The organism is Staphylococcus sp. HMSC069E10 (assembly GCF_001809205.1).
Taxonomy (GTDB): domain Bacteria; phylum Bacillota; class Bacilli; order Staphylococcales; family Staphylococcaceae; genus Staphylococcus; species Staphylococcus hominis.
On record NZ_KV796466.1, the window covers coordinates 68,808 to 91,837 of the forward strand.

Consider the following 23,030-nt stretch of genomic DNA (forward strand, 5'->3'; position numbering starts at 1 on the left):
CCTCTAGAGAATGATTCTCTAGAGGATTTTTTAATCAAGTTATTTATCTTGTCTCTTAGTAACTATTCTAGTATATTTAATATACTTAGTATAAAAAAAGAGAGGCTATGATACATGACTACATTTCATTCAAAAGAAGCAATGCAAGTGACGAACGTCACTTTAAATGTTAAAGATTTAAACAAAATGAATCACTTTTATTCTGAAGTACTCGGTTTTTCTATTAAAAAGAAAACTGGCACACAAACTATTTTTAATGTTGGAGAACATGGTCACACGTTAACGCTTCATCTTTTAGATCATGGACGTCATCCTGAATTTAGAGAAGCTGGCCTTTTTCATATCGCTTATTTATTACCTTCACGACAAGATTTAGCTAACTTCCTATATCATATGAGTAGTTTAAATCAGCCTGTTGGTGGCGGTGACCATTTAGTAAGTGAAGCACTATATTTCAATGATCCAGAAGGTAATGGTATTGAAGTCTATCAAGATCGCCCTTCTAGTGGTTGGGAATGGGAGAATGGCTTTATTAAAATGGATACTCTTGAAGTTGATGCACAAGATTTAATTTCACATCGTACTGAAAATGGTTGGCAAGGTTTTCCATCAGATGGAAAACTAGGACATCTCCATTTAAAAACACATAATTTGGTAGAGGCTCGTCAATTCTATATTGATCAACTTGGTTTTGAACATATTTCAAATCTCCCTCAAAGTTTATTTATTTCTACACAACACTATCATCATCACATTGCTGTGAATACATGGCAATCTAATCAAGTGAATCCAGACAATAAAAACACTTATGGATTAACACATATTGATATCTATCAACCTCACGCTAAAGAAACAAATTTAACATCACCTGAAGGTTTTAGTATGACTATTCATGGAGATGTGAGTGTGGTTCCTGATTAAAAAAGGTTGGATGACAATCATCCAACCTTTTTTAATCTACAATATCTCGATATTTTCTTACAGTATCAAAGTCACTATCTTTTGCTTTTTCATAACCTTGATGACCATAAATATCACTAATAATCTGTTTACCTTTTTTTGTATGACTTATATTAATGAATGCTTGACTAATTTTATTTTTCCATTTGTTACTCATGTCATTACGTACTGAAATGGTATCATTAGGAATTTTCTTTGTACGATAAATCACTTTAGTTTCTTGATAAATATCGTGATCATCTTTTTTTAAATCTGCCCGAGCATCTTGATATGTAGCAACAGCTTCTACATCATGATTTAATAATGCAATTAATCCCTGATCATGACCTTTCACTTGTTGAATTTGAATATCAGACTTTTTTATTCCTTTTTCCATTAATGTTGCTAAAGGATAAATATATCCTGACGTTGATTCCACATCTTGCAATGCTATCTTCTTATCTTTCAAATCTTTTAAATGATTAATATTACTATCTTTACGAACCACAATTTGAGATCGATAGTAATCTACAAGGTGATGTGTTTGATTCCCTTTATTATCTACTAGGTAACCTTTTGACTTTAACAATACATCTGCTGCATGAGCATCATGAGCTAATGTGTAAGAAACAGGAGAAATAAAAGCAATATCGATTTTTTTCGATTTCAACCCTTCTACCATTGTATTATAATTTGTGGCTATATGTACTTTTACAGGAACCTCTAGCTCATCAGATAATAATTGTTGCAAAGGTTTTACTTTAGCGTTAAGAATTTGAGCATTTTGAGATGGGACAAACTCAACAGTTAATGACTTAGGTGTATATGTTTCTTTAGGAGGCTTTACATTGTCAATGTTTGAACAACCGCTTACTATAATTGTAATAATTAAATAAATAACTAAAAATTTTAAACGTTTCATCATTTTCTCTTTTCAAAATATATAATGTATTTAAACTTCATCAAACTTAAAATATAAAGACGTATTTATAATATATTAACCACCAATACTTAAATTGAAAATACAATTTATATTAAATTTTGATTTCAGTTTGAAGATCTTAATCTTTAGATTTTCATCAGAACATCTTCATATAAGTGGGATTGAGATTATTTAAAAGACTATACAACTTCAAAATAAAATCCGTCATACTTTTCTATTTCTTAATCATACTTCACAAAAAAATGCCGACAAAGTATACACCTTTGTCGACATTTCAAAACATTTATTAAACTATTTAATTATATTTTAATTAGTATAAGCCTTTTGTTTCATTACTTGTATCAATAAAGATGTTTTTAACTTGTTGATAGTTTTTAATTGCATCTTTATAAACTTCACGGCCGATACCAGATTTTTTATAACCACCAAATGGCGCACCAGCTGGAATTTGATTATACGTATTAACCCAAATACGTCCAGTACGAATTGCTTTTGCAACATTTAATGCACGAAGTAAGTTTGTAGTGAAGACACCACCAGCTAAACCATATTCTGAATCATTAGCAATGTTAATTGCTTCTTCTTCATCTTCGAATTTTTCGACTACAACAACAGGTCCAAAAATCTCTTCTTGTGCTAATTTATGACTATTATCTGAAAGTTCAATGATTGTTGGTTCGAAGAAGTAGCCTTTATCTAAACCATTATCAGTAATACGATGTCCACCCGTTAAAATATTTGCTTTGTCATCTTCTTCTGCTAATTTAATATAACTTTCAATTTTTTCAATTTGTTCTGGGCCAGTCTGTGCACCCATTTTTGTATCTTCAGCGAATGGGTCACCTACTTTAATATTTTCGAACGCTTCTTTTAATTTTGGTAATAATTTATCATATAAAGATGATTGTACTAATAAGCGTGAACCGGCACTACATACCTCACCTTGGTTGAATAGAATACCTAATTGAACGCCTTCAATGACTTGATCTAAATTTGCATCATCAAAGATAATATTAGCACTTTTACCGCCAAGTTCTAATGTAGTCGGCACAATACGTTCAGCACCTGCTTTAGCAACACCATAGCCTACATCAGTTGAACCAGTGAATGATAATTTATTTACACCTTCATGTTTGAAAATCGCATCACCTGATTCTGAACCTTTACCAGTAATGACGTTGACTACACCTTTAGGTAACACATCTTGAAGAATTTTAGCTAATTCAATTAAGCTTAATGGTGTAGAAGATGATGGTTGAATCACCACTGTATTACCTGCTGCTAATGCTGGACCTAATTTCCAAGATGCAAGTAAGATTGGGAAGTTCCATGCTACTACTGCACCTACTACTCCCACAGGTTCATTTACAACTAAACTCATAGTGTTATGATCTATTTGATTAACCGAACCTTCATCAGTCGTTAATACTCCTGCAAAATATTTAAATTGTTCAGCTACTTGAGGAATATCGATCGTTGAAGTTTCACGATAAGGTTTACCATTTTGAAGTGATTCAACTGTTGCTAGATGTTCCTTATTTTCTTCAATACGACGACTAATTTCTAATAAATAATCTGCACGTTCTGCTTTAGAAATTTTACTCCAGCTATCAAATGCATCATGTGCTGATTGCACTGCTTTATCAACATCTTTTTCATTTGCTTTAGCAACTTTAGCTAATTCTTCACCATTTGCTGGGTTAGTTACCGTAAGTGTTTCTCCGCTTTCACTTGGTTGGAATTCGCCATTTATAAATAAATCATATTGTTCATCTAAAAAATCTCTAACATTTACTTTTGCCATACGTTTTCATCCCTCTTTCTTTGTTTATAAATAAATCATAACGTAACTCTCTATAAAGTAATGTTAAATTCACTTCATCATTGATACGTTTTGTATATTTATTATTTACCCTTTTTTTACAAAACTATGCTTAATTTAACCATTCAATTACATCTTCTTGTGGTTGACGTGTTTTAGGTTTTGTAGGGTTCTCTTTTCTGTAACCAAAAGCTACCATAACTGAAGGTGCAAACTGATTACTATCAATGATTCCTTCATGTTCTAATAACTCAGTTACGCCATCTAAATCGAAACCTTCCATTGGACAGGAATCAATATTCATTAATGCAGCTGCTGTCATCATATTACCTAATGCAATGTAGGTTTGTTTAGACGCCCAATCCAAAATGGTTCTAGCGTTGTCATTAATATGAAAACGTGTTTGGAATCCCTGTACTTTATCTTCAAACATTGGAATGGTGCTCTCTTCATACTGCTTAATCCCTCTAATAAATGACTGTACATAATCAGACGTCTGTGTTACATTCTTACGAGCTAAAATTAGTACAAAATGACTGGCAGATTTAAGTTGCTTTTGTGCACCAGAACTATAAGGTATTAATTTCTCACGCAGCGTTTCGTTTTGAATCACAAGAAATCTCCAAGGCTCAAGGCCTAACGAACTAGGAGATAATCGTCCTGCTTCAAGAATTGTATTAAATTCAGAATCACTTATCTTTTTTGTTGTATCGAATTCCTTAGTAGCAAATCTAAATTTAAACGCATCTATAATGGTATTTTGAATCTGATTGATAGTCATCCACTCCTCTATTAAAAATCTTACTCAAATTATAAAATACAAACTATTTTAGCCAAAATAATTAGCTCAAAATGATTTGTCTAATTCTAAGTTGTAATATTTCATTTTAAATGATATTTTATGTATATAATTTCACATTATACAAAATAAAAAATCCTTTTTAATTGATTTGTGAACTAATTCACAATATAATAGGGTTGTAAGTTTTGTTAGAGATAATATTTAATGATTTTGTACCAAATCTCTTACTTTAACTTTAGTCTTACGTATTTATTAAATTTTAACTTTTTTATACAAAATGAAATGGGGTTATTTTAATGACAAAAATTATGTTTTTCGGAACTCGTGATTACGAAAAAAAAGACGCTTTAAATTGGGGTAAAGAACACAATGTAGAAGTTGTTACTTCTGAAGAAATTTTAAGCGAAGACACAGTAGATCAATTAGAAGGTTTCGATGGCGTAACTACAATGCAATTCGGTAAATTATCAGATTCTGTTTATCCTAAACTTGAAAAATACGGTATTAAACAAATCGCTCAACGTACTGCTGGTTTTGATATGTATGATTTAGATCTTGCAAAAAAACACAATATTGTAATTTCTAACGTACCAAGTTATTCACCTGAAACAATTGCTGAATACTCAGTATCAATCGCTTTACAATTAGTACGTAAATTCCCTGCAATTGAAAAACGCGTTCAAGAACATAATTTCAAATGGGCTGCACCTATCATGTCTACACCTGTTAAAAACATGACTGTTGCAATTATCGGTACAGGCCGTATTGGTGCTGCAACTGGTAAAATTTATGCTGGTTTTGGCGCAAAAGTAGTAGGCTATGATGCATATCCAAACAACTCATTAGATTTCTTAGAATATAAAGATTCAGTTGAAGAAGCCATTGCCGATGCTGATATCATTTCTTTACATGTACCTGCTAACAAAGAAAGCTTCCACTTATTCAATGCTGACATGTTTAGCAAAGTGAAAAAAGGCGCTGTATTAGTAAATGCCGCTCGTGGTGCTGTTATTGATACACCAGCTTTAATTAATGCTGTAAATGATGGTACTTTATACGGTGCTGCCATTGACACATATGAAAATGAAGCTGATTACTTCACATATGACTGGACAGGTAAAGAAATTGAAGATAAAACTTTACTTGAATTAATTGAAAATGAAAACATCTTAGTGACACCTCATATTGCTTTCTTCTCAGATGAAGCAGTTAGAAACTTAGTTGAAGGTGGATTAAATGCTGCATTATCTGTCATTAACACAGGTAAATGTGACACTCAATTAAACTAAGATTTAATATATAAAAAGGCCTGGGACAACTTATGATGTCCTAGGCCTTTTTTATGTGTTAGTAGTCGACTACTGAATGAGACGACGAATTATTCTGTCTCACTCTTTAATACTTTTTCTTCTATAATTTGAAGTACCCCTTGTTCATCATTACTTGGCGCTATAAATTTTGCAATATCAAATAATGATTGATCATGGCTATTTGCCATAACATAACTATGCTCTGCAAATTCTAGCATATCTTTATCATTGTTAGCATCACCGAATGCCATTAATTCAGATGGTGACATTTCCCATTTTTTTAACAAACGTTTTAACGCTTGGCCTTTTGTCATATTAGGCATAATAATATCAATACTATCATGGCCACTTGAAACCAGTTTAATTTCTTCTTTAAACTTTGTTTCTAAATCTGTATCCAAAGTGGGATGTGTCTCACGATTAATATTTAATGCAATCTTCACATATTCATCATTAGGTAAAGGTTGAAATGTATCTATTTCTTCTAATTGACGATAATAAAAATGGGCATCTTTTTTAAAGGCTTCTGACGTATCTTTTAAAATATATGCACTTTTAAGTCCACATACAATGAATTCGTCGATATGTTGATCAAGATGAATATAATTCACTACTTTTTCATATATGGTTTGATCAAAACTACGGTAATTATACAATTGATTACCATGATAAATCACTGCACCATTCTCAGAAATGAAGTACATGTCTCGCTCTCCAAAAATAGACTTTAACTTAGCATATTGATTACCACTGGCTGCAATAAATTCAATATGTCTTCGTTTTAATTCGTGATAAATTATCTCAAAGCGCGCTTTGTCATATTCTTTATTTGTATCTAAAAATGTCCCATCCATATCTACTGCAATGGCTCTAATCATGAGTGGTTTCCCCCTTACAATACTTTTCATCGTCCATTATATCCACCTTATGATTGGGATTGAAGTCAGTACTTGAAGAGTGAAACTATATTCACATTTAGAAATTACATACAAAGAATAAAATTTTATGCATAAAAACCGCTCATCAATGAGAAGATGAACGGTCAACTAAAATATTTATTTAATTTGTTTAGCTACGAAAATTTTTCTTTTTTCCCAAACGCCTGTTTGTTGATTATAATTATCACACGTTATTAATGTCAGTTGATTAGTTTCCCCTTTATGTTCGTCCAATACTTGAACATCTTCAGGATCTACATCTCGAATGCTTGTCATTTTATATTCTCGAGTTTCATCTCCAACTTTAAAATAAACTTTGCTGCCTTTTTTTGCTGCTTTTAAATTTGTAAATTGGTAATGTGGACGATCAGTAAATGTATGTCCTGCAATAGAAATATTTTGATCATCAAGTGATTCGTCATCTTCTGCAAAACTTACACCTCTATTAAGTTGTTCAGGTGTCGCAGGACCAGGATAAACAGGTTCTTTGATTTCCGCATCGGGTACACTGATATACCCTGCCATTTTCGATTTATCTTTTGGAATCGTAGGTTTTTCTTTTGATGTATTGCTTTTATCATTTTTATCATATTGTTCTATTTTATCGTCATTATCTTTTTCATGTAAGTAATTATCAATATATGGTTTCGCAAATAAATATACTGCTACTAATATCAAAATCACACCAATAATGGTCATGAGTCGATTTGTCCAATTTTTCACTAAGTAGTACTCCTTTAATTTTAAAATTCTTAATTCATAGTATATCATTTATTTTTCTAAATAAAATGTTAGATTATATGACATATATTTGATTTAACTTCATGCAAGTGCTTAAATTAACAATAAATACTATAAGTAGGTGCTTATCATGATTAGAAAAGCAGAACGTAAAGATTTACCTGATATATTAAATATTTATAATGATGCCATACTGAATACAACTGCTGTATATACTTATAATCCACAAAGTCTTGCTGAACGAGAAGCATGGTTCGAAACAAAAGTGCTTGCAAACGAACCTATATTTATATTTGAAATAGATAATAAAGTTGCTGGGTTTGCCACGTATGGTCAATTTAGAAATTGGCCTGCCTATTTATATTCTATTGAGCATTCTATATATGTAAATAAAGACTATCGTGGAAGAGGCGTGGCATCACATTTACTCGAGCATTTAATTGATGATGCTAAACACCGCCAGTATCGCACTATAGTTGCAGGCATAGATGCATCAAATGAAGCAAGTATTAAACTTCATGAAAAATTCAATTTTAAACATGCTGGTACGATTGAAAACGTAGGCTATAAATTTGAACGTTGGCTTGATTTAGCTTTCTATCAATATGATTTAAATACGGATAAATAACTCATAAAAAAATCGAGATCTTGTTATTCACATAACTGTCTCGACTTTTTTGTTTATTCTTCATCTCTAAGGCTATCTATTTTTTCATGTTTTCTATTTTCAAGCATAAAACACACATAGTAAAAAAGAAATACAAACATTATACTCATGGACATTGATTGAAGTAAAAGATTCTCCCAAGTTCCTTCGATCGTCCATACACGCGTTAACGTTGTATTAATGATGAAGGCTAAAAATAAGAGATATAATCTAAGCATATCATCATCCCCTTTTGAGTTATTTTATATCCAAAAGTGAAATATTGCAATTACTTTTTTGAAATTTTCTGATAATTTAAGGCGTAAAAAAACCACTCTTGAATATGTTGTCATTCAAGAATGGTTTAGGATTTTAAATGTTATGAAAAACTATTGACTGGGTCTTCTGCATTACCAAAGATTTTTTGTTTAATGGCTTCTCCTGTTGGTGTACCTGCTAAACCACCTAGTCCAGTTTCTCTAAGTTGTGCAGGTAAGTTTCGCCCTACTTTGTCCATCGCTTCGATGACTTCATCGACTGGAATTCTACTTTTCACACCAGCTAAAGCTAAATCAGCTGAAATTAATGCATTTCCTGAACCAATGGCATTACGCATGACGCATGGAATTTCAACAAGTCCAGCCACTGGGTCACACACAAGGCCTAATAAGTTACTAATAGCTAATGCCATCGCATGACCTGAAGCTTCTGGTTCACCACCAAAGACAGATACTGCAGCTGCTGCTGCCATAGCTGATGCTGAACCTACCTCTGCTTGACAACCTCCCGTTGCTCCAGCAACACTCGCATTATTTGCAACCACACGTCCAAATAATGATGCAACAAATAGAAAATCAATCATTTGATCTTCTGTTAAACCATGTGTTTTTTCTAATTTAAATAATACGCCCGGAATCGTACCGGAGGAACCAGCTGTCGGTGTTGCACAAATAATCCCCATTGCTGCATTGACTTCATTTGTTGCTACAGCGCCTTTAACTGCTTCCATCATTTCATGGCCTGATAAAGCATGATAATTCTCGTTGTAATCACGGATTTTAGCTGCATCATGTCCCGTATAACCTGTGACACTTTCTACCCCATCTCCTGTAGTCCCTTTAACTACAGCATCACGCATGACTTGTAAATTTTCTTTCATTAAATCTCTAACTTCATCACGTGATTGACCTGATAATTCCATTTCTTCTTGAATCATAATATCCGCGAATGACATATTGTTTTCAACAGCATAATCTATAGTTTCTCTAATTGAATCGAACATTTTTAATCCTCCTTTATTTTATATAGGATATATTTAAGTGATTATATTTTTCTTTGATTTGATTTAATGTTGATTCTTTGATTGCTTTTGTTAACGGTAAAACAACTAAACTATTATCATCATCTGTTTCAACCAATTCTTCGTCTATACTTACGCCAAGTTCGTTTACTTCATTTAAGAAATGATTCACTTCCGACTTATTTTTAGATCCATCCATGACTAAAATGGGTAAGCCATGATTAAAGTTAACATCTATACCTTCAACACTAATTCTTCTCAATTTAATGGTACCGCCACCTATAGAATTACCAATCACTTCAATATGACGTCCATTTGCTTCAGCAATTAAATAAGCACAATTTGGATGTTCTCCAATACTTTCTCCATCTTCTTCAATAATGTCAACATGAATACCTAAATCGTTAGCAATAGTTAATGAATCTTTAATTCGATTATCGAACGTACTATAACCCATTGCACCACCTACAATTGCTAAATCTGTACCATGCCCTTGGTGTGTTTTTGCGAATGATTCATAATAATGAATTGCTAATGTTTCTGGTTTAATGCCTCCGAGTACATTAAAAGCAGCATTCCCTATTTTTACTGCTCCAGCTGTATGAGAACTTGAAGGTCCCATCATGACTGGTCCAATAATATCAAACGCACTTTGATAGTCATAACTTTTTTTAGTAGCCATTCTTAAACACTCTCCTTAGGTTGTTTTTGTTTAGATGGTAATTTGATAGATAAATCCATGAGATTGAATTTTTTAATCAATGTACTGATCACGAACGCCAAAATGATACTTGAAATTGCTACAGCAATGATTGTAATTACTGCTTTCATAGGTGTATTAAAGCCAAACAATACAATTGCACCAGCAATTGGTGTAGCCATACCTTTTACATTTATTACTAGTCCACTAAATGTTACAATACATGCATTTACTACACCAATCAAGGCATTTGTTCCATATAATTGTAATGGATATTTAGCAATTAAATCAATTTGAGTGAGCGGTTCAACAAAAACTGCAAATGCTTTAGATGGACCACCAATGTTTAATCTACTAAACATCACGTAGTTAACAAATGAAGCGCCTGTACAAGTTAATGCACCGATTGCCATTGGTACACCTGTTAAACCTAATAAGCTTGTCAGTACCATTGAACTTAATGGTGTCATACCTGTAACTGGAATGACTAATCCAAGTATCACTGCTAAAGCGTATGGATGACTATCTCCTACAGCAGTAATTGCACCACCAATTTGTTGCAATACAGCCATTACTCCTGGGCTAATGACTGTTGCTAAGCCAAATGCAACAGCTGGAGCAATTAAAATAACTGCAATTAAGTCTAAACCTTCTGGTACTTTTTTCTCAATAAATTTAATACCAAATGAAATAATATACGCTGCAATAAATGCTGGTAATAATTTAAAATCATGTAATACTAAACCAACGATAACTGCAAATACTGGTGAAATACCTAAATTAACACATGTCAAAATTCCTACTGCAACGCCAGCTAAACTCCCTGCTAAATCTCCAATCACTTGGAAGAAGTGAATATGGAAAACGCCACCTATCGCATAACTTAAGAATGCCTGTGGCAAGAAAGTTGCACACGCTGCTCCCGACAGTGCTTGTAATCCTTGTTTCCCATATGGTGCAAAGTTTAAGAAAAGTGTCATTACAATTAATACTAATACAAGAGTCCCAACGCCTAAAATAATATTCATTTCCCGATAACCTCTTTCTCTCTAATTTCCTAGCCAATGTCATAGTACACCCCTTGGAAAACGTTTTCAACACCTAATATAATAAATTGAAAATTTATTTGTGAAATAATTCACATTTTAAGTATTTTAACGAATTTAATTTTCATGTAAAAAAATTAGACACAAAATATTAATTTTGTTCATAAAAAAACAGTAGAAATGAGAAATATACTCACTTCTACTGAAAAAGATGTTTATAAATACACTCAGTTATAATACATCTTTTAGTAATATGAATGTTCACCACTTGATTGAATTTTATCAATTATTTATTGTTTTCTTACTCACTCTATTTCTTAATGGGGTGGATCTCTTATACACACAAACATACTTAACTATATCGTTTTACTATTCTAAAACGTTAGAATAAGTTGTTATATTTTGCGTATCGATGAGTGTATACATGATATAAAATAACTCATGAAAATTATTGAAAAAAAGTTGAAAGGATAGAAATGGCGTTTCTAAACATGCATACTTATTATAAATTGTACGAATGTATACATAGTATTCTAGTAATAATCGTTTAAATAATAAATTTAGGAAAAGATTCATAGAGGGTTTTAAATCATTGGAATTTAAATAAAGCGTCTCAATCATATTTACGTGTGATAGTTGATCAATGAAATGAGTATTGTTCATAACTATCACTCCTTTCCATACTTAACAGATAATGTTATTTGGAATGAGGAATTTATATATATTATTTAATATCTATATTAGGTTTTTGTCAATATATTTATTAAAAAATATATTATTTTAATTATAATAAGGAATGTTAATGGGAATTTACTATTAAAAAGTAGGGACATAAAAACGATATCTGTCCCTACTTTATCATCTGATTCTTCGAGTTTCTTTCTAAATAATCATGTGCTAAACACTTTAAACCTTTAATAATGCTTCTGTAAGTTGATGTGTATGTTGATAGATTTGTTTATAAATATTGTAATAAGATTCATATTGTTGACGTCGTTGCAAATTTGGTTCATATATATGTTCAACGTCTATAAATTGCGCTACACAGTCATCAAAAGAATCAAACCATTGTAACCCATACGCCGCAATCATTGCTGCCCCCATACTTGGTCCTTCTTCATGCTTCAATTTACGTATAGATGCATTAAAAATATCAGCTTGCATTTGAAGCCAAAATTCACTTTTTGCTCCTCCACCAATTGAAGTAATATGTGTAATTTCTTTTCCCGCTTCTCGCATCAATTGAATTGAATCATATAAAGAAAAGGTAATACCTTCTAGTACCGCTCGTGCAAAGTCTGATTTAGAATGGTTACCGCTAATACCAATGAAACTCCCTCGAATAAATGCATCGCCATGTGGTGTACGCTCACCAGCTAGGTAAGGCGCAAATAATAAACGATTTGCACCTATTGAAGAGGTACTCGCTTGTTTAACAATTTCATCAAACGTATCGTTCTCAAAAAATGTTCTCTTTAACCAATTAAGACTATATCCTGCAGCCAGCGTTACTCCCATTGCATAATATGTATTTGGAACACTATGATCAAAAAAATGTATATTATTTTTATAATACGTTTGATTACTTTTTTCTACGTTTACGATTACACCAGAAGTACCAATACTACATAATGTATCATTATCATTGATTATACCTGCACCAATGGCACCACAGGCATTATCTCCACCTCCAGCAAATACTTTTACCGAAGATGTAAAACCCAGTTCACTCGCTAAGGGTTCTTGAATAGTTCCAACTTCGTCTGTGGATTTCACAAGTGAGGGATAAACATCTCCTATATCAAATGTATCTCCAACTTCTTTTGACCAATCATGCGTTTCTGGGCTAAGAAGGAGCGTACTTGCAGCGTCAGAATATTCCATGTGAATCTTACCTGTTAAACGATAACGTACATAATCTTTAGGAAGAACGAACACATCTACTTTCTTCCATAGTTCAGGTTCATGTGTACTTACCCACATCATCTTAGGAAGTGTAAAACCCTCAAGAATCGGATTTCCATTTAATCGCTCTCCATAAACCGATCTAATTTGCTTACATTGTTCTGAATTACGTGTATCATTCCAAAGGATAGCATGTCGTACAGGGTGACCTTCTTTATCTAAGGCTACTAGCCCATGCATTTGCCCTGAGAATGAGAGTCCCTTCACTTTATACGATTTCATTTCATCAGAATGATTTAACCGATATATGCCTGTTTTAACTGCATTAAACCATTCCTCTGGATCTTGTTCACTATATCCAGGTTGGGATTGTATTAAATTTAAAGGCACACTTGTTGAAGTAATCACATGGCCTGATTGATTTACCGCAATAATTTTAACTGCGCTAGTTCCAAGATCAATACCTAATACTGCTTCTTTCATACGACTCACCCTTTATATCACTATTCATATAATTATATTAATGACAATTTATTATTTTTATATTTTCTATTTTATATAAATTAAATTTAGCTATCTATGTATTTATGATAGCGTTTTAAATAATTATTTCAATACTTATTTTAAGTAAATAAAAAAAGGACAAAAACCGATTGATTTTTGTCCCTTTTTATTATCTATTTCCTACATCTTGTCCAACTTCCACTGTTCTATCTTGCTTGTTATAAACCGCACCTTGAACACTACCAAAGTTAGGATCGTTACGTTTTTCTTCTACACCGAAACCTAGACTTTTGAAAATATTGACATCATTATCATCCATAGCATTTTCATAGAAGATTGTTCCACCATCATTATAAAAACGTGGCTTATTAATAGATTCTTGTAACGTCCCATTTCCTCTTAAATAATCTACAATGACTTCATTAAGAATCGTTGGAATTTTATTTCCTCCAGGCGAACCAATACCCATATAGAAGTCGGGTCCAACAATAATAGTAGGTGACGTATAAGAACGTGGTGCTTTATGTTTCTCACCATAGTTTGGACTGTTTGGATCTGTTGAAAAGTTTGTTAGCGAGTTGTTCATATAAAAACCTTCTTTAACATATTTACCTGTTCCAAAGAAGCTTGATAATGTATTTGTAGTACTTGCTAACTTACCGTTCTTATCAATCACTACAAAGTGTGTTGTACTTGTATTATCAATACGTTGTGTATTGAAGTCACTACCTTGTTCATCAAAATTGATACCGTTAATCTTATCTAGTAAATAATCTTGAGATAAGTAGGTATTGCTACTAGATTCTTTACCGTTAACAATATCTCTATTTCGATACATAATATCACGAGATTTGACAATCCCTGTAATATAATCTGTACGATCATTTGCAGAATTTACGCTTTCATCAATCTTCAGACCTTGTTCCATTAAGATTCCACCTAATGGGTTAGATGCAGCATAAACAGTATTGTTTAAATATTTTGTACTAATAGGTTTCTTTTCTTCTGTTTTTACTTGTTTAAAATCCTCTTCAGTGAGTTGATTTTTTAATTGTTTAGATAAACTTTTTCCAATATGATTATAAAAATAATCCGGTCCTTTATCTCGAATTTTCTTTAAAGTATTTGCTAAAGTAGGTTGTTTTACAATTGCACCTTCACGAACTGTACGCTTGCCTTTAAAGAAGGGAGAGTTTCGATCAATGTCAGAACCAAATAATTTCAAGCTACGTTCTAACTCTGAATCTACTTCAAAGCCATCTTCAGCTAATGGAATGACATAGTTTAAGATTTTTTTCTCATCCATTTTACCTTCTTTTTCATGCATATCATGTAAACCGCGTACAAAACCAGGTGTCCCTATTTTATCTCCCTTTTTGTAATTAAATGAAGATGTTGTTTTATATTCATACATGCGAGGTTCTTCACCATTTTTACCATCGTATGTAAGTGTAGCGCCGCCACCACCTAATCCAGATGAATGAGGTTCTGTTACTGCAAGCGCGTATGCGACACCTTCCGCTGCGTCAACTGCATTACCACCATCTTCAATAATTTTATTACCTACACGTGTTGCGATCGCATTGTTTGAAGCGACACCATACGTTTTTTGCTCATCAGAGGTTGCTGATTTACGGTTAGCAATCTTATTTTCATATAGATCATCTTTATCAAGTTTATCTTCTTTATTAAAAAAATAAAATATAAATGAGATTAAAATTGTAATCACTAAAATGACTGATAGTGTCACTTTATTATAGATATTCATACTACTTGGCCCCTTTAGATAAATATTGCTCCGTGGCTTTATTTAATTCATTTTTTTCGTAATTATCGAGACCTTCATTTGCTCTAGCAAATGTAACCATTAATAAAATAGCAATAATAATGAGTGTTGTAACAATAGGTAACCAATGTTGTTTAATATTCAAAAGAATACCCCCCATTCTTTTCTTTCAGATGAATTGTTTTATCTTTAATATTATTGTAATAACGTTGTGACTCCATACTATTCATATGATCTTTTGTTAATTTTCCATCTGCAGAGCGAACAGGTGTAATTTGAAATTGATGATGCTGACCATCCCAATCATGTTGAACAACTATACTTTTTTGATTTTTTGATAGAAAATCAGCAGAGGTTAAATTTCCTAAACTATAAAAAATACTAGCATGTTTATATTTCTCAATACTTTGTATAACTGTATTATGGCCAATGATTACATCTGCACCTGCATCAACTAATGCATGGGCATAAGCTTTTTGGCGATCTGTTACATTACGTTCGTTAGGAATCCCCCAATCTACGTTCACAACTACAAGATCATTGTTTTCCTTTAAGTTTTTAATTAATGGTACAAAAATTTTGGGATCTAAGCTAATAGATGTCGTATTTTTTAAAGGATCTTCATAATACGATTCAATATCTGTGAACGAAACATTAGCGACTTTTTTATTTTTAACTTTTTGTTGCACTGTTTTACTATTAATTGGATTCGAACCATTTCCAGTTAAAAAATTATAATCTGTTTGTGCTTCAACTTTTTTGGATAAATCTTGCGCTTGTACATTATCTATAGTGCTATTAATTAAATTGATACTTTTAATATTTTGTTTTTTTAAAAACATAATGTTTTCTATGTTTTTGTTTATATTTTCTTTAGGATTTTTAGAAAATTGGTTCACATATAAAGAAGCTGTGGAAAAATCACTTTGTTGTAATGGCTGTCTTAAACTTTTAAAAACATCATTTAAATTGACTTTTCTGATGTCATTATTCAAAGTGATATTTCCTAAATATGTATTTCTAATACTATTACCCGAATGTGGCATCGCCTCTACAGGTTCAACTTTAACAGCTCGAATAGCAAAAATTAGAAGTACTACTGTGATAACTAAGACAATAAACGTATACAAAAAGTTTCTTCGTTTATGTCGTTTCGATTGCTTAAGTAACCATTCGCTCGCTGATAATCGTTTTTTCTTTTTCATTATTATGCGCTCCTCGCTCGCGATTAATTAATAAAGCTATATAAGAACAAGATGACATAAGTAATACATGTTAATAACATTGTCGTAGCTAATGTAATTACAACACCTTGTTTTTGAATGGTATTGGCAATAATACCAGGAATAACAACTCCGATACCTGAAACCTCTACAACTTCAAATGGAGTGAGTGGATAAATTAAATCAAAAACAAATTTTAGAACCATACCAGTTAAAATCATCGCTGCAAATTTACGTCTACCATAAAGAATGACCCATCTACTAATACCAAACGTAACAATAAAATAAGTGAGACAACTAATGACCAACACAGATAGTAACATAATGGGTTGATCAAAAATAAGTGCTAAATAACCAGGTACAACAAGACCTGCGGGATTAATCCCAAATTTTTCTGCAAAAATTAAACTTAATACAATACCAACAAATAGGGAAAAGTATAATTCCGAACCTATCATTTTATTCTATCCCTTCTATAAATTCTGCTATTTTTCCACCTGGACCATGAATATTTCCAACACAAAATATGAGTGCCTGATGTGATTCACTAAGAATCGCTTTTTCTATATCTGAAAAATCATGATTTTCAAGGTTTATGTATGTTTTTTCAGGTAGATGTTGCATTAAATCTGTAACCATTTGCGTGCTTTTTCCTGTACAAATTAAGGTATCGAATTCGACGTCCTCAATAAAATTCTCAACGAACTGTCGCGTTCGATCCACCCTGTCAGAACGACAGTTAAGAATCACTACTTTTTTTGTATAAGGATAATCGTATGATTCTACTTTATTTAATATCGCTTTCGTAGACTGAGGCTCATTAGCAGCAAACGCATTAACAAATACATTTTTTGTGTTATTTGCATTAAAATATTTAATTTCAACCGCTCCTGGATCAGGAGGTGCATTTAACATGCCGCGCAGTGCAACGTCTTTTTCAACTCCTACAGCTTGCGCTACACCTAAAGCGATAGCGACATTATCAGGAAATACTAAATAATTAAATTTCCTTAAGTATGATTCAGGTATATCATTTTTATCTACAACAATAAGTTCAGTTTTACGTTTTTTAGCTTCCTTAGCAAAAAAGTCTGTAAACTCATCCTTCATGACTACTAATTTTCCATTTCGGGGAATCGTTGCAGTAAATGCTTGAGCAATATCTTGAAGTGTCGGCCCTAATACGTCCATATGGTCTTCCATAACATTGACAATGACACCAATATTCGCTTTTACTAAATCTTCTTGAAAGACAATTTGATAATCTGGATTCACTGCCATACATTCATTAACAAGCGCATTGCCTTTTTGCTTAACTACTTTTTGCACAATGTCTCTTTGTTCTCCTATGTTGGCGCCTTGCGGTTTTCTAAGGACAGGATATTCTTTCTCTGTAAACCAATACAACATTCTGGCATCAGTGCCTGTTGTTTTACCAATGACATGATATTGATCTTCTCGCAAAATACTATAAATCATTCTTGTAATAGTTGATTTACCACGAATACCATTAATATTTATTCGTAGAGGAATCTTATTTAAACGGTGTGTATGTCGCTTTTTCTCTCTAATTCCTAGAAATAATATCAAAGCGATACAAATGATAATGAGAATCAAACTGAAGTCCCTCTCTTTAAACATATTTTTTCTTTCATTTAATATTATCTTAATGAATGCGTTAAACACTTTAATAAGAGTATGCTATCATCTTAATATTTAGTCAGTTTTAAAAATGTAAATATTCAGTTAAAAATAGTATAAAATTATAAAAAAGTTAATAGAATATCAATATTTTCTCGAATAAATTATTGATTATTTCAAATTAATATCGACAAATTTAATTACCTTACATTTATTAATAGTAAATCGATAAATATTTACTTATTATTTACATTTACTTAAAACTCTCATGTTAGTTTATAAGTAAACATTGCTATGACTCTAGGAGGACATAAATGGATAAATCTATGGCTAAACCTGTTAAAATTGCAGTTGGCATTTATCTTTCTTTAGTTTTACTGGCTTGTTCTAGTTATCTCATCTTTATTTTGATTGGCAGTCTACAAGGAAATGACATGAGTAATTCTGTATTAGATACTGATCATCGTTATATCAACAACAGTTCTCAATCTTCTCACGAGACAATCAATAAAAACAAATCACCACATTCGACTTCAAATTTTACTGAAATAGAAAAAGAAGATGCCCTATCTTCACATAACGATACTATTAATACTGAATATAAAGAAACAGATACTAACTCTAGAGAATAATACAAGTTAGTATCTGTTTTTATGTTTATATAAAATGCGAATTAATATGTTACTTACTGCTAGACTATTAATAAGTGACATGTTTTTATTGAATTTTGCTGAAATTTTACAACCTAAACATTCGATTTTCAATGCATTTCAAATTCTTAGAATGATATTCATTTTACTCATTATTTTATTATTATCTTTTTAAAAAAACAGCCTAGTCATATGTGCTATCATAGATGTTTTATTCTTTATTCGAGTGCTTTTAAAAATAACACCAATGTTCAAACTAGTATTTAATCTTTTCCCATTATATTTTTCAGTTGTGTAAAGAACTTTTGACGTTCTGGTAATGGGAAAATAGGATAAATATGGAATAAGTTATAACCAGGTGTAAAATCATGTTCAATTCCTTTATCATTTAACATTTTAGAGAGCTTTAATGCATCTGGATATAACGTTTCTTTTGTGCCTATAAAAATAGATATACGACCAAGACCCTCTAAATCTCCGTTAATTGGCGATATTTTATAGTCTTCTATTGGCGTATCACCAGACCATAATTGAATGAAATATTTACTTCCTTCAATTCCTAGCATAGGATCTACTTTTTCATATTTTTTAGCTTCAGGATTACTAAATGTTGCATCAAGAACTGGAGACAGCATCACAATATGTCCTGGTTGTGGTAATTGTGTTTCTTTTTTAAGATATTGTGCAAATGATAAAGCGATTTGACCGCCTGCTGAATCTCCCATTATCGTCATATGTTGCGGATTTTCAACTTCCAATATTTCTTTTTGATAAATATTTTTTAGTAATTCAAATGTTGTTCGATAGTCTCTGTGAGGTACTTTAGGATAAACAGGCATAATCACTCGTGCATCCAATTCTCCTGCAAGTTGATCAATAAAATCAAAATGATTATCTAATGGATCTTGGAACCAAGCACCACCATGAATGTAAAGCACAACATCTTGATGAGGTTCTCTTTTATCATTAACAATATATGTGACAGATCCATTAATACTTCTAGTATGCGCACGATGTTTAAATTCATAATCCGTCCCATCATATTTACCAGCTGTTAAAGGTTTAACTTCCTCTAATGCTTTTTTAGCATCATTCGTATTTTCAAATGTTTTTTTCATTCCAGACATACGAATATATTTTTCAGTAATAAAGCTTTGATAACTGCGTTTTTCTTTTACTTTAATGTAAGCTAAAGTTCCAAGAATTGCAGATGTCGCTACGGTTAATAATCGTTTTTTCATCTTTTGACCTCCTATACTCTATATTATTATATACCTCAGAGTCGTTATATTTTAGTAAATCGCTTATTCAACTTTTAAATATTTAAAAAAGTAGTGATAAGTGCTATTCTAAATATAATTATCAGAATTTTTATTCTATTTTAGAAAGTAGGTTATGCTGAATGAAAAGAAATAAAATTGTGCTGATTGGTAGTGGATTCGTAGGTTCTGCGTTTGCACATGCAGTTGTAGCTAAAGGACTAGTCGATGAACTAGCTATTATTGATATTGATGAAGATAAAGCAAAAGCAGATGTATGGGATTTAAATCATGCTACACCTTTTGGTGATAAGTTTGTAGATGTACATCTTGGTTCGTATAGTGATTGTAGTGATGCTGATATCGTCGTGATCTGTGCAAGTGCAAAATTAGATAAAGGTGACACACGTTTAAAATTATTAGAAGATAATGTGAATATCTTTGTGCCTATGATTCAAAAAGTCATTGCTCATGGTTTCGATGGTTATTTTGTACTTCCATCTAATCCAGTCGATATTATGAGTTATGTTATAAAACGTGTGTCTCAATTTCCTAAGAATAAAATTATTGGATCAGGAACTTCATTAGATACAGCTCGCTTCGAATTTTTCTTAAGTCGCACGTTTGATGTGGCACCACAAAATGTCTATGCGCCTGTTATTGGCGAACACGGCGATTCTCAAGTAGCTGTTTGGTCTCATGCTCAAATTGCCGGTGAACCTGTCCTTGATTTACTGAATAAAGGAGTAGACCAAACCACGTTCAAACAATCTATCGCTTCGCAAACCACTCAAGTGGGATATGATATTTACGTTCGAAAAGGTACTACAAACTTTGGTATATCATTAAGTTTAGTACGTATTGTAGAAGCTATTTTATTTAATAAAAATGTGATTATGAATGTTTCAAGTTATCTTGAAGGTGAATATGGACTAAATGACCTTTATATTGGAACGCCAACAGTGATTAACGGTAATGGTGCTGATCGTGTCATTGAACTGAAATTGGAAGAAGATGAACTTACTCGTTTCAAACAATCAAGTCATATTATTTTAGAGCATCAACAACGTGCTGATGCTCTCATTGAATCAATTTTAAATAAATAGTAATAAAAGAGCCTAAACACAACAATTCATTTATCGTGTTTAGGCTTTCTTAACTTATTTTAAACTCTCATGCATTAAACTTAATTGGTGCTCAAAATCTTGCATATCAATAAAACGCGCTTGTCGATGCATTTCTTTTCCGTCCAAAAATATTAAATCCACTGGAACAGTAAATATAGATAGTTCTCCCGCAATAGCTTCTACATTAGATTGATTGATAACAGCAAAATGGACTTTAGAATAATCATTGACGATATCTTCAATTTGTGGCAATACCGCATGACATACTGAACAATGATTCCGCATAACATGAATCACTACTAATCGATGCGTTTGAATAAATTGATGAAATTGTTCAATACTTTCAATATTTTTAGTCATATTTTCACCTACTTATTTAATTTAACGGTCTCGTTCTCTTATACATACTTATTTTACGATGTTACACTTATTTTTTCATCTAAATCCTCTTGTTAAATACGTTCAACAATAGTTCAATGATTTTCTCTTCAAAATAGAATACATCTTATTAAATTAATGTTATAATGTTTGTGAAATAATTCACAATTTATATTGGAGGAATCAACATGAAAGCTTACATCTATGAAAAACCTGGCGTAGCTAAGCTCGTCGATAAAGAAAAACCAGTTGTTACGGAAAGTACTGACGCTATTATTAGAATGGTCAAAACAACAATTTGTGGTACTGACTTACATATTATTAAAGGAGACACACCTGAAGTTCCTCAATATACTACATTAGGTCACGAAGGTATTGGTATTGTTGAATCTGTTGGTTCGAATGTCAATAACTTCAAAGTCGGCGATAAAGTCATTGTGTCTTGTATCTCATCTTGTGGCAAATGTTATTACTGTAAAAAAGGTATCTATGCTCATTGTGAAAATGGCGGTGGATGGATATTAGGTCATCTTGTTGATGGTACGCAAGCAGAATATGTGAAAGTCCCTTTTGCAGATAATTCTTTATATCATGCTCCTACTTCTTTACCTGATGAAGCACTCGTGATGCTTTCAGATATTTTACCGACTGGTTATGAAATTGGTGTATTAAAAGGAAAAGTAAAACCTGGTAGCACTGTTGCTATTGTAGGTGCTGGACCAGTTGGATTAGCTTCTTTATTAACTGCTCAATTCTACTCACCTTCAAAAATAATTATGATTGATTTAGATGATCATCGTTTAGCTACAGCCAAAAAATTTGGAGCGACTCATACAATTAATTCTAGTAATGTGAATGAAGCAATTAAACAAATCAAAGATATCAATCATCGTGGCGTCGATGTTGCTATTGAAGCAGTTGGTATTCCAGCAACATTTGATTTATGTCAAAAGTTGATTGGCGTCGATGGAACAATTGCTAATGTTGGTGTTCACGGCTTACCCGTTCAATTTGATATCGAAAAATTATGGATTAAAAATATCAACGTTACAACTGGTTTAGTTTCTGCTAATACCACTGAAGAATTGTTGGAAGCACTCAAATCTAAAATCATTCAACCTGAACAACTCGTGACACATTATAGTAAATTAAGCGACATTGAAAATGCTTATGACTTATTTAGAAATGCTACAGATCATAAAGCAATCAAATTATTAATTGAGAATGATATAACTAAATAATGTTGTGTATTAAATAAAAAATAAAAGAGAAAGATTTCTTTTTGAATTCGTCGCCCTACTATAGCAAAGAGAACTAGCATTGAAAACCTTGAGACAACACCTTTTCAATTCAGTCATCGACCGCCAATA

General features: G+C 32.0%; 22 protein-coding genes. 6 read left to right on the top strand and 16 right to left on the bottom strand.

Annotated elements, in window-relative coordinates; all coding sequences use genetic code 11:
• Nucleotides 1–114: 114 nt before the first annotated feature.
• Nucleotides 115–921, top strand: coding sequence for a VOC family protein (locus HMPREF2561_RS00320; protein WP_019834962.1), 807 nt, complete (start codon nucleotides 115–117; stop codon nucleotides 919–921).
• A gap of 31 nt (nucleotides 922–952) precedes the next feature.
• On the opposite strand, the gene HMPREF2561_RS00325 is transcribed toward HMPREF2561_RS00320, so the two are convergent.
• The 3 genes from HMPREF2561_RS00325 to HMPREF2561_RS00335 all read right to left on the bottom strand — a co-directional run bounded on the left by HMPREF2561_RS00325 (nucleotide 953) and on the right by HMPREF2561_RS00335 (nucleotide 4,485).
• Nucleotides 953–1,861, bottom strand: a complete 909-nt coding sequence (locus HMPREF2561_RS00325) for a phosphate/phosphite/phosphonate ABC transporter substrate-binding protein (protein WP_070468225.1) — start codon at nucleotides 1,859–1,861, stop codon at nucleotides 953–955.
• A 331-nt stretch (nucleotides 1,862–2,192) separates the two neighbouring features.
• Entirely contained in the window at nucleotides 2,193–3,686 is a 1,494-nt protein-coding gene (locus tag HMPREF2561_RS00330) for an aldehyde dehydrogenase family protein (protein WP_017175047.1), read from the bottom strand.
• 130 nt (nucleotides 3,687–3,816) lie between these two features.
• Nucleotides 3,817–4,485, bottom strand: a complete 669-nt coding sequence (locus HMPREF2561_RS00335; protein WP_079335305.1) for an NAD(P)H-dependent oxidoreductase — start codon at nucleotides 4,483–4,485, stop codon at nucleotides 3,817–3,819.
• A gap of 317 nt (nucleotides 4,486–4,802) precedes the next feature.
• Between HMPREF2561_RS00335 and HMPREF2561_RS00340 the strand changes: the two genes are divergently transcribed.
• A complete protein-coding gene (locus HMPREF2561_RS00340; RefSeq protein ID WP_017175049.1) occupies nucleotides 4,803–5,795 on the top strand; it encodes a D-lactate dehydrogenase in 993 nt (330 codons plus the stop codon).
• 89 nt (nucleotides 5,796–5,884) lie between these two features.
• Here HMPREF2561_RS00340 and HMPREF2561_RS00345 read toward each other — a convergent pair whose 3' ends face one another.
• Together HMPREF2561_RS00345 and srtA are read right to left on the bottom strand one after the other, a co-directional pair.
• Nucleotides 5,885–6,694 (bottom strand): Cof-type HAD-IIB family hydrolase, encoded by an 810-nt coding sequence (locus tag HMPREF2561_RS00345; protein WP_049419625.1) that lies wholly within the window; start codon nucleotides 6,692–6,694, stop codon nucleotides 5,885–5,887.
• A 177-nt stretch (nucleotides 6,695–6,871) separates the two neighbouring features.
• Nucleotides 6,872–7,477 carry a class A sortase SrtA gene (gene srtA / locus HMPREF2561_RS00350; protein ID WP_017175051.1) on the bottom strand — a complete coding sequence of 202 codons (606 nt, stop codon included), beginning with the start codon at nucleotides 7,475–7,477 and terminating at the stop codon, nucleotides 6,872–6,874.
• A gap of 148 nt (nucleotides 7,478–7,625) precedes the next feature.
• Between srtA and HMPREF2561_RS00355 the strand changes: the two genes are divergently transcribed.
• A complete protein-coding gene (locus tag HMPREF2561_RS00355) occupies nucleotides 7,626–8,123 on the top strand; it encodes a GNAT family N-acetyltransferase (protein ID WP_017175052.1) in 498 nt (165 codons plus the stop codon).
• Between the two features lie 397 nt (nucleotides 8,124–8,520).
• Here the strand turns inward: HMPREF2561_RS00355 and sdaAA are convergent, their stop codons facing one another.
• The 9 genes from sdaAA to pgsB form a co-directional block, all read right to left on the bottom strand.
• Nucleotides 8,521–9,423 (bottom strand): L-serine ammonia-lyase, iron-sulfur-dependent, subunit alpha, encoded by a 903-nt coding sequence (gene sdaAA / locus HMPREF2561_RS00365; RefSeq protein WP_019835129.1) that lies wholly within the window; start codon nucleotides 9,421–9,423, stop codon nucleotides 8,521–8,523.
• A gap of 13 nt (nucleotides 9,424–9,436) precedes the next feature.
• Nucleotides 9,437–10,123 (bottom strand): serine dehydratase beta chain, encoded by a 687-nt coding sequence (locus tag HMPREF2561_RS00370; protein WP_017175055.1) that lies wholly within the window; start codon nucleotides 10,121–10,123, stop codon nucleotides 9,437–9,439.
• A 2-nt stretch (nucleotides 10,124–10,125) separates the two neighbouring features.
• Nucleotides 10,126–11,169: a PTS sugar transporter subunit IIC gene (locus HMPREF2561_RS00375; RefSeq protein WP_017175056.1), complete on the bottom strand. Its 1,044-nt coding sequence runs from the start codon at nucleotides 11,167–11,169 to the stop codon at nucleotides 10,126–10,128.
• A gap of 924 nt (nucleotides 11,170–12,093) precedes the next feature.
• Nucleotides 12,094–13,575 (bottom strand): xylulokinase, encoded by a 1,482-nt coding sequence (gene xylB / locus HMPREF2561_RS00385; RefSeq protein ID WP_049419626.1) that lies wholly within the window; start codon nucleotides 13,573–13,575, stop codon nucleotides 12,094–12,096.
• Nucleotides 13,576–13,765: 190 nt separating this feature from the next.
• Nucleotides 13,766–15,364 carry a gamma-glutamyltransferase gene (locus tag HMPREF2561_RS00390; RefSeq protein WP_070468228.1) on the bottom strand — a complete coding sequence of 533 codons (1,599 nt, stop codon included), beginning with the start codon at nucleotides 15,362–15,364 and terminating at the stop codon, nucleotides 13,766–13,768.
• Between the two features lies 1 nt (nucleotide 15,365).
• Nucleotides 15,366–15,527, bottom strand: coding sequence for a hypothetical protein (locus tag HMPREF2561_RS10830; RefSeq protein ID WP_002488200.1), 162 nt, complete (start codon nucleotides 15,525–15,527; stop codon nucleotides 15,366–15,368).
• Nucleotides 15,517–16,587: a CapA family protein gene (locus tag HMPREF2561_RS00395; RefSeq protein ID WP_017175060.1), complete on the bottom strand. Its 1,071-nt coding sequence runs from the start codon at nucleotides 16,585–16,587 to the stop codon at nucleotides 15,517–15,519. The genes HMPREF2561_RS10830 and HMPREF2561_RS00395 overlap by 11 nt, the downstream gene beginning before the upstream one ends.
• A 23-nt stretch (nucleotides 16,588–16,610) precedes the next feature.
• Nucleotides 16,611–17,063, bottom strand: a complete 453-nt coding sequence (gene pgsC, locus HMPREF2561_RS00400; RefSeq protein ID WP_017175061.1) for a poly-gamma-glutamate biosynthesis protein PgsC — start codon at nucleotides 17,061–17,063, stop codon at nucleotides 16,611–16,613.
• A gap of 1 nt (nucleotide 17,064) precedes the next feature.
• Nucleotides 17,065–18,222 carry a poly-gamma-glutamate synthase PgsB gene (gene pgsB / locus HMPREF2561_RS00405; RefSeq protein WP_017175062.1) on the bottom strand — a complete coding sequence of 386 codons (1,158 nt, stop codon included), beginning with the start codon at nucleotides 18,220–18,222 and terminating at the stop codon, nucleotides 17,065–17,067.
• Nucleotides 18,223–18,572: 350 nt separating this feature from the next.
• Between pgsB and HMPREF2561_RS00410 the strand changes: the two genes are divergently transcribed.
• Entirely contained in the window at nucleotides 18,573–18,878 is a 306-nt protein-coding gene (locus HMPREF2561_RS00410) for a hypothetical protein (RefSeq protein WP_048762467.1), read from the top strand.
• A 281-nt stretch (nucleotides 18,879–19,159) separates the two neighbouring features.
• Here HMPREF2561_RS00410 and HMPREF2561_RS00415 read toward each other — a convergent pair whose 3' ends face one another.
• On the bottom strand, nucleotides 19,160–20,137 hold the full coding sequence (locus HMPREF2561_RS00415) for an alpha/beta hydrolase fold domain-containing protein (RefSeq protein WP_048682925.1): 978 nt from the start codon (nucleotides 20,135–20,137) through the stop codon (nucleotides 19,160–19,162).
• Nucleotides 20,138–20,298: 161 nt separating this feature from the next.
• Between HMPREF2561_RS00415 and HMPREF2561_RS00420 the strand changes: the two genes are divergently transcribed.
• On the top strand, nucleotides 20,299–21,261 hold the full coding sequence (locus tag HMPREF2561_RS00420) for an L-lactate dehydrogenase (protein ID WP_017175065.1): 963 nt from the start codon (nucleotides 20,299–20,301) through the stop codon (nucleotides 21,259–21,261).
• A gap of 54 nt (nucleotides 21,262–21,315) precedes the next feature.
• Here the strand turns inward: HMPREF2561_RS00420 and HMPREF2561_RS00425 are convergent, their stop codons facing one another.
• Nucleotides 21,316–21,642, bottom strand: coding sequence for a thioredoxin family protein (locus HMPREF2561_RS00425; RefSeq protein ID WP_017175066.1), 327 nt, complete (start codon nucleotides 21,640–21,642; stop codon nucleotides 21,316–21,318).
• A 206-nt stretch (nucleotides 21,643–21,848) separates the two neighbouring features.
• Between HMPREF2561_RS00425 and HMPREF2561_RS00430 the strand changes: the two genes are divergently transcribed.
• The gene (locus tag HMPREF2561_RS00430; protein WP_049419628.1) at nucleotides 21,849–22,901 is read left to right on the top strand and encodes a zinc-dependent alcohol dehydrogenase family protein; all 1,053 of its coding nucleotides are present in this window, start codon (nucleotides 21,849–21,851) and stop codon (nucleotides 22,899–22,901) included.
• Nucleotides 22,902–23,030: the final 129 nt, after the last annotated feature.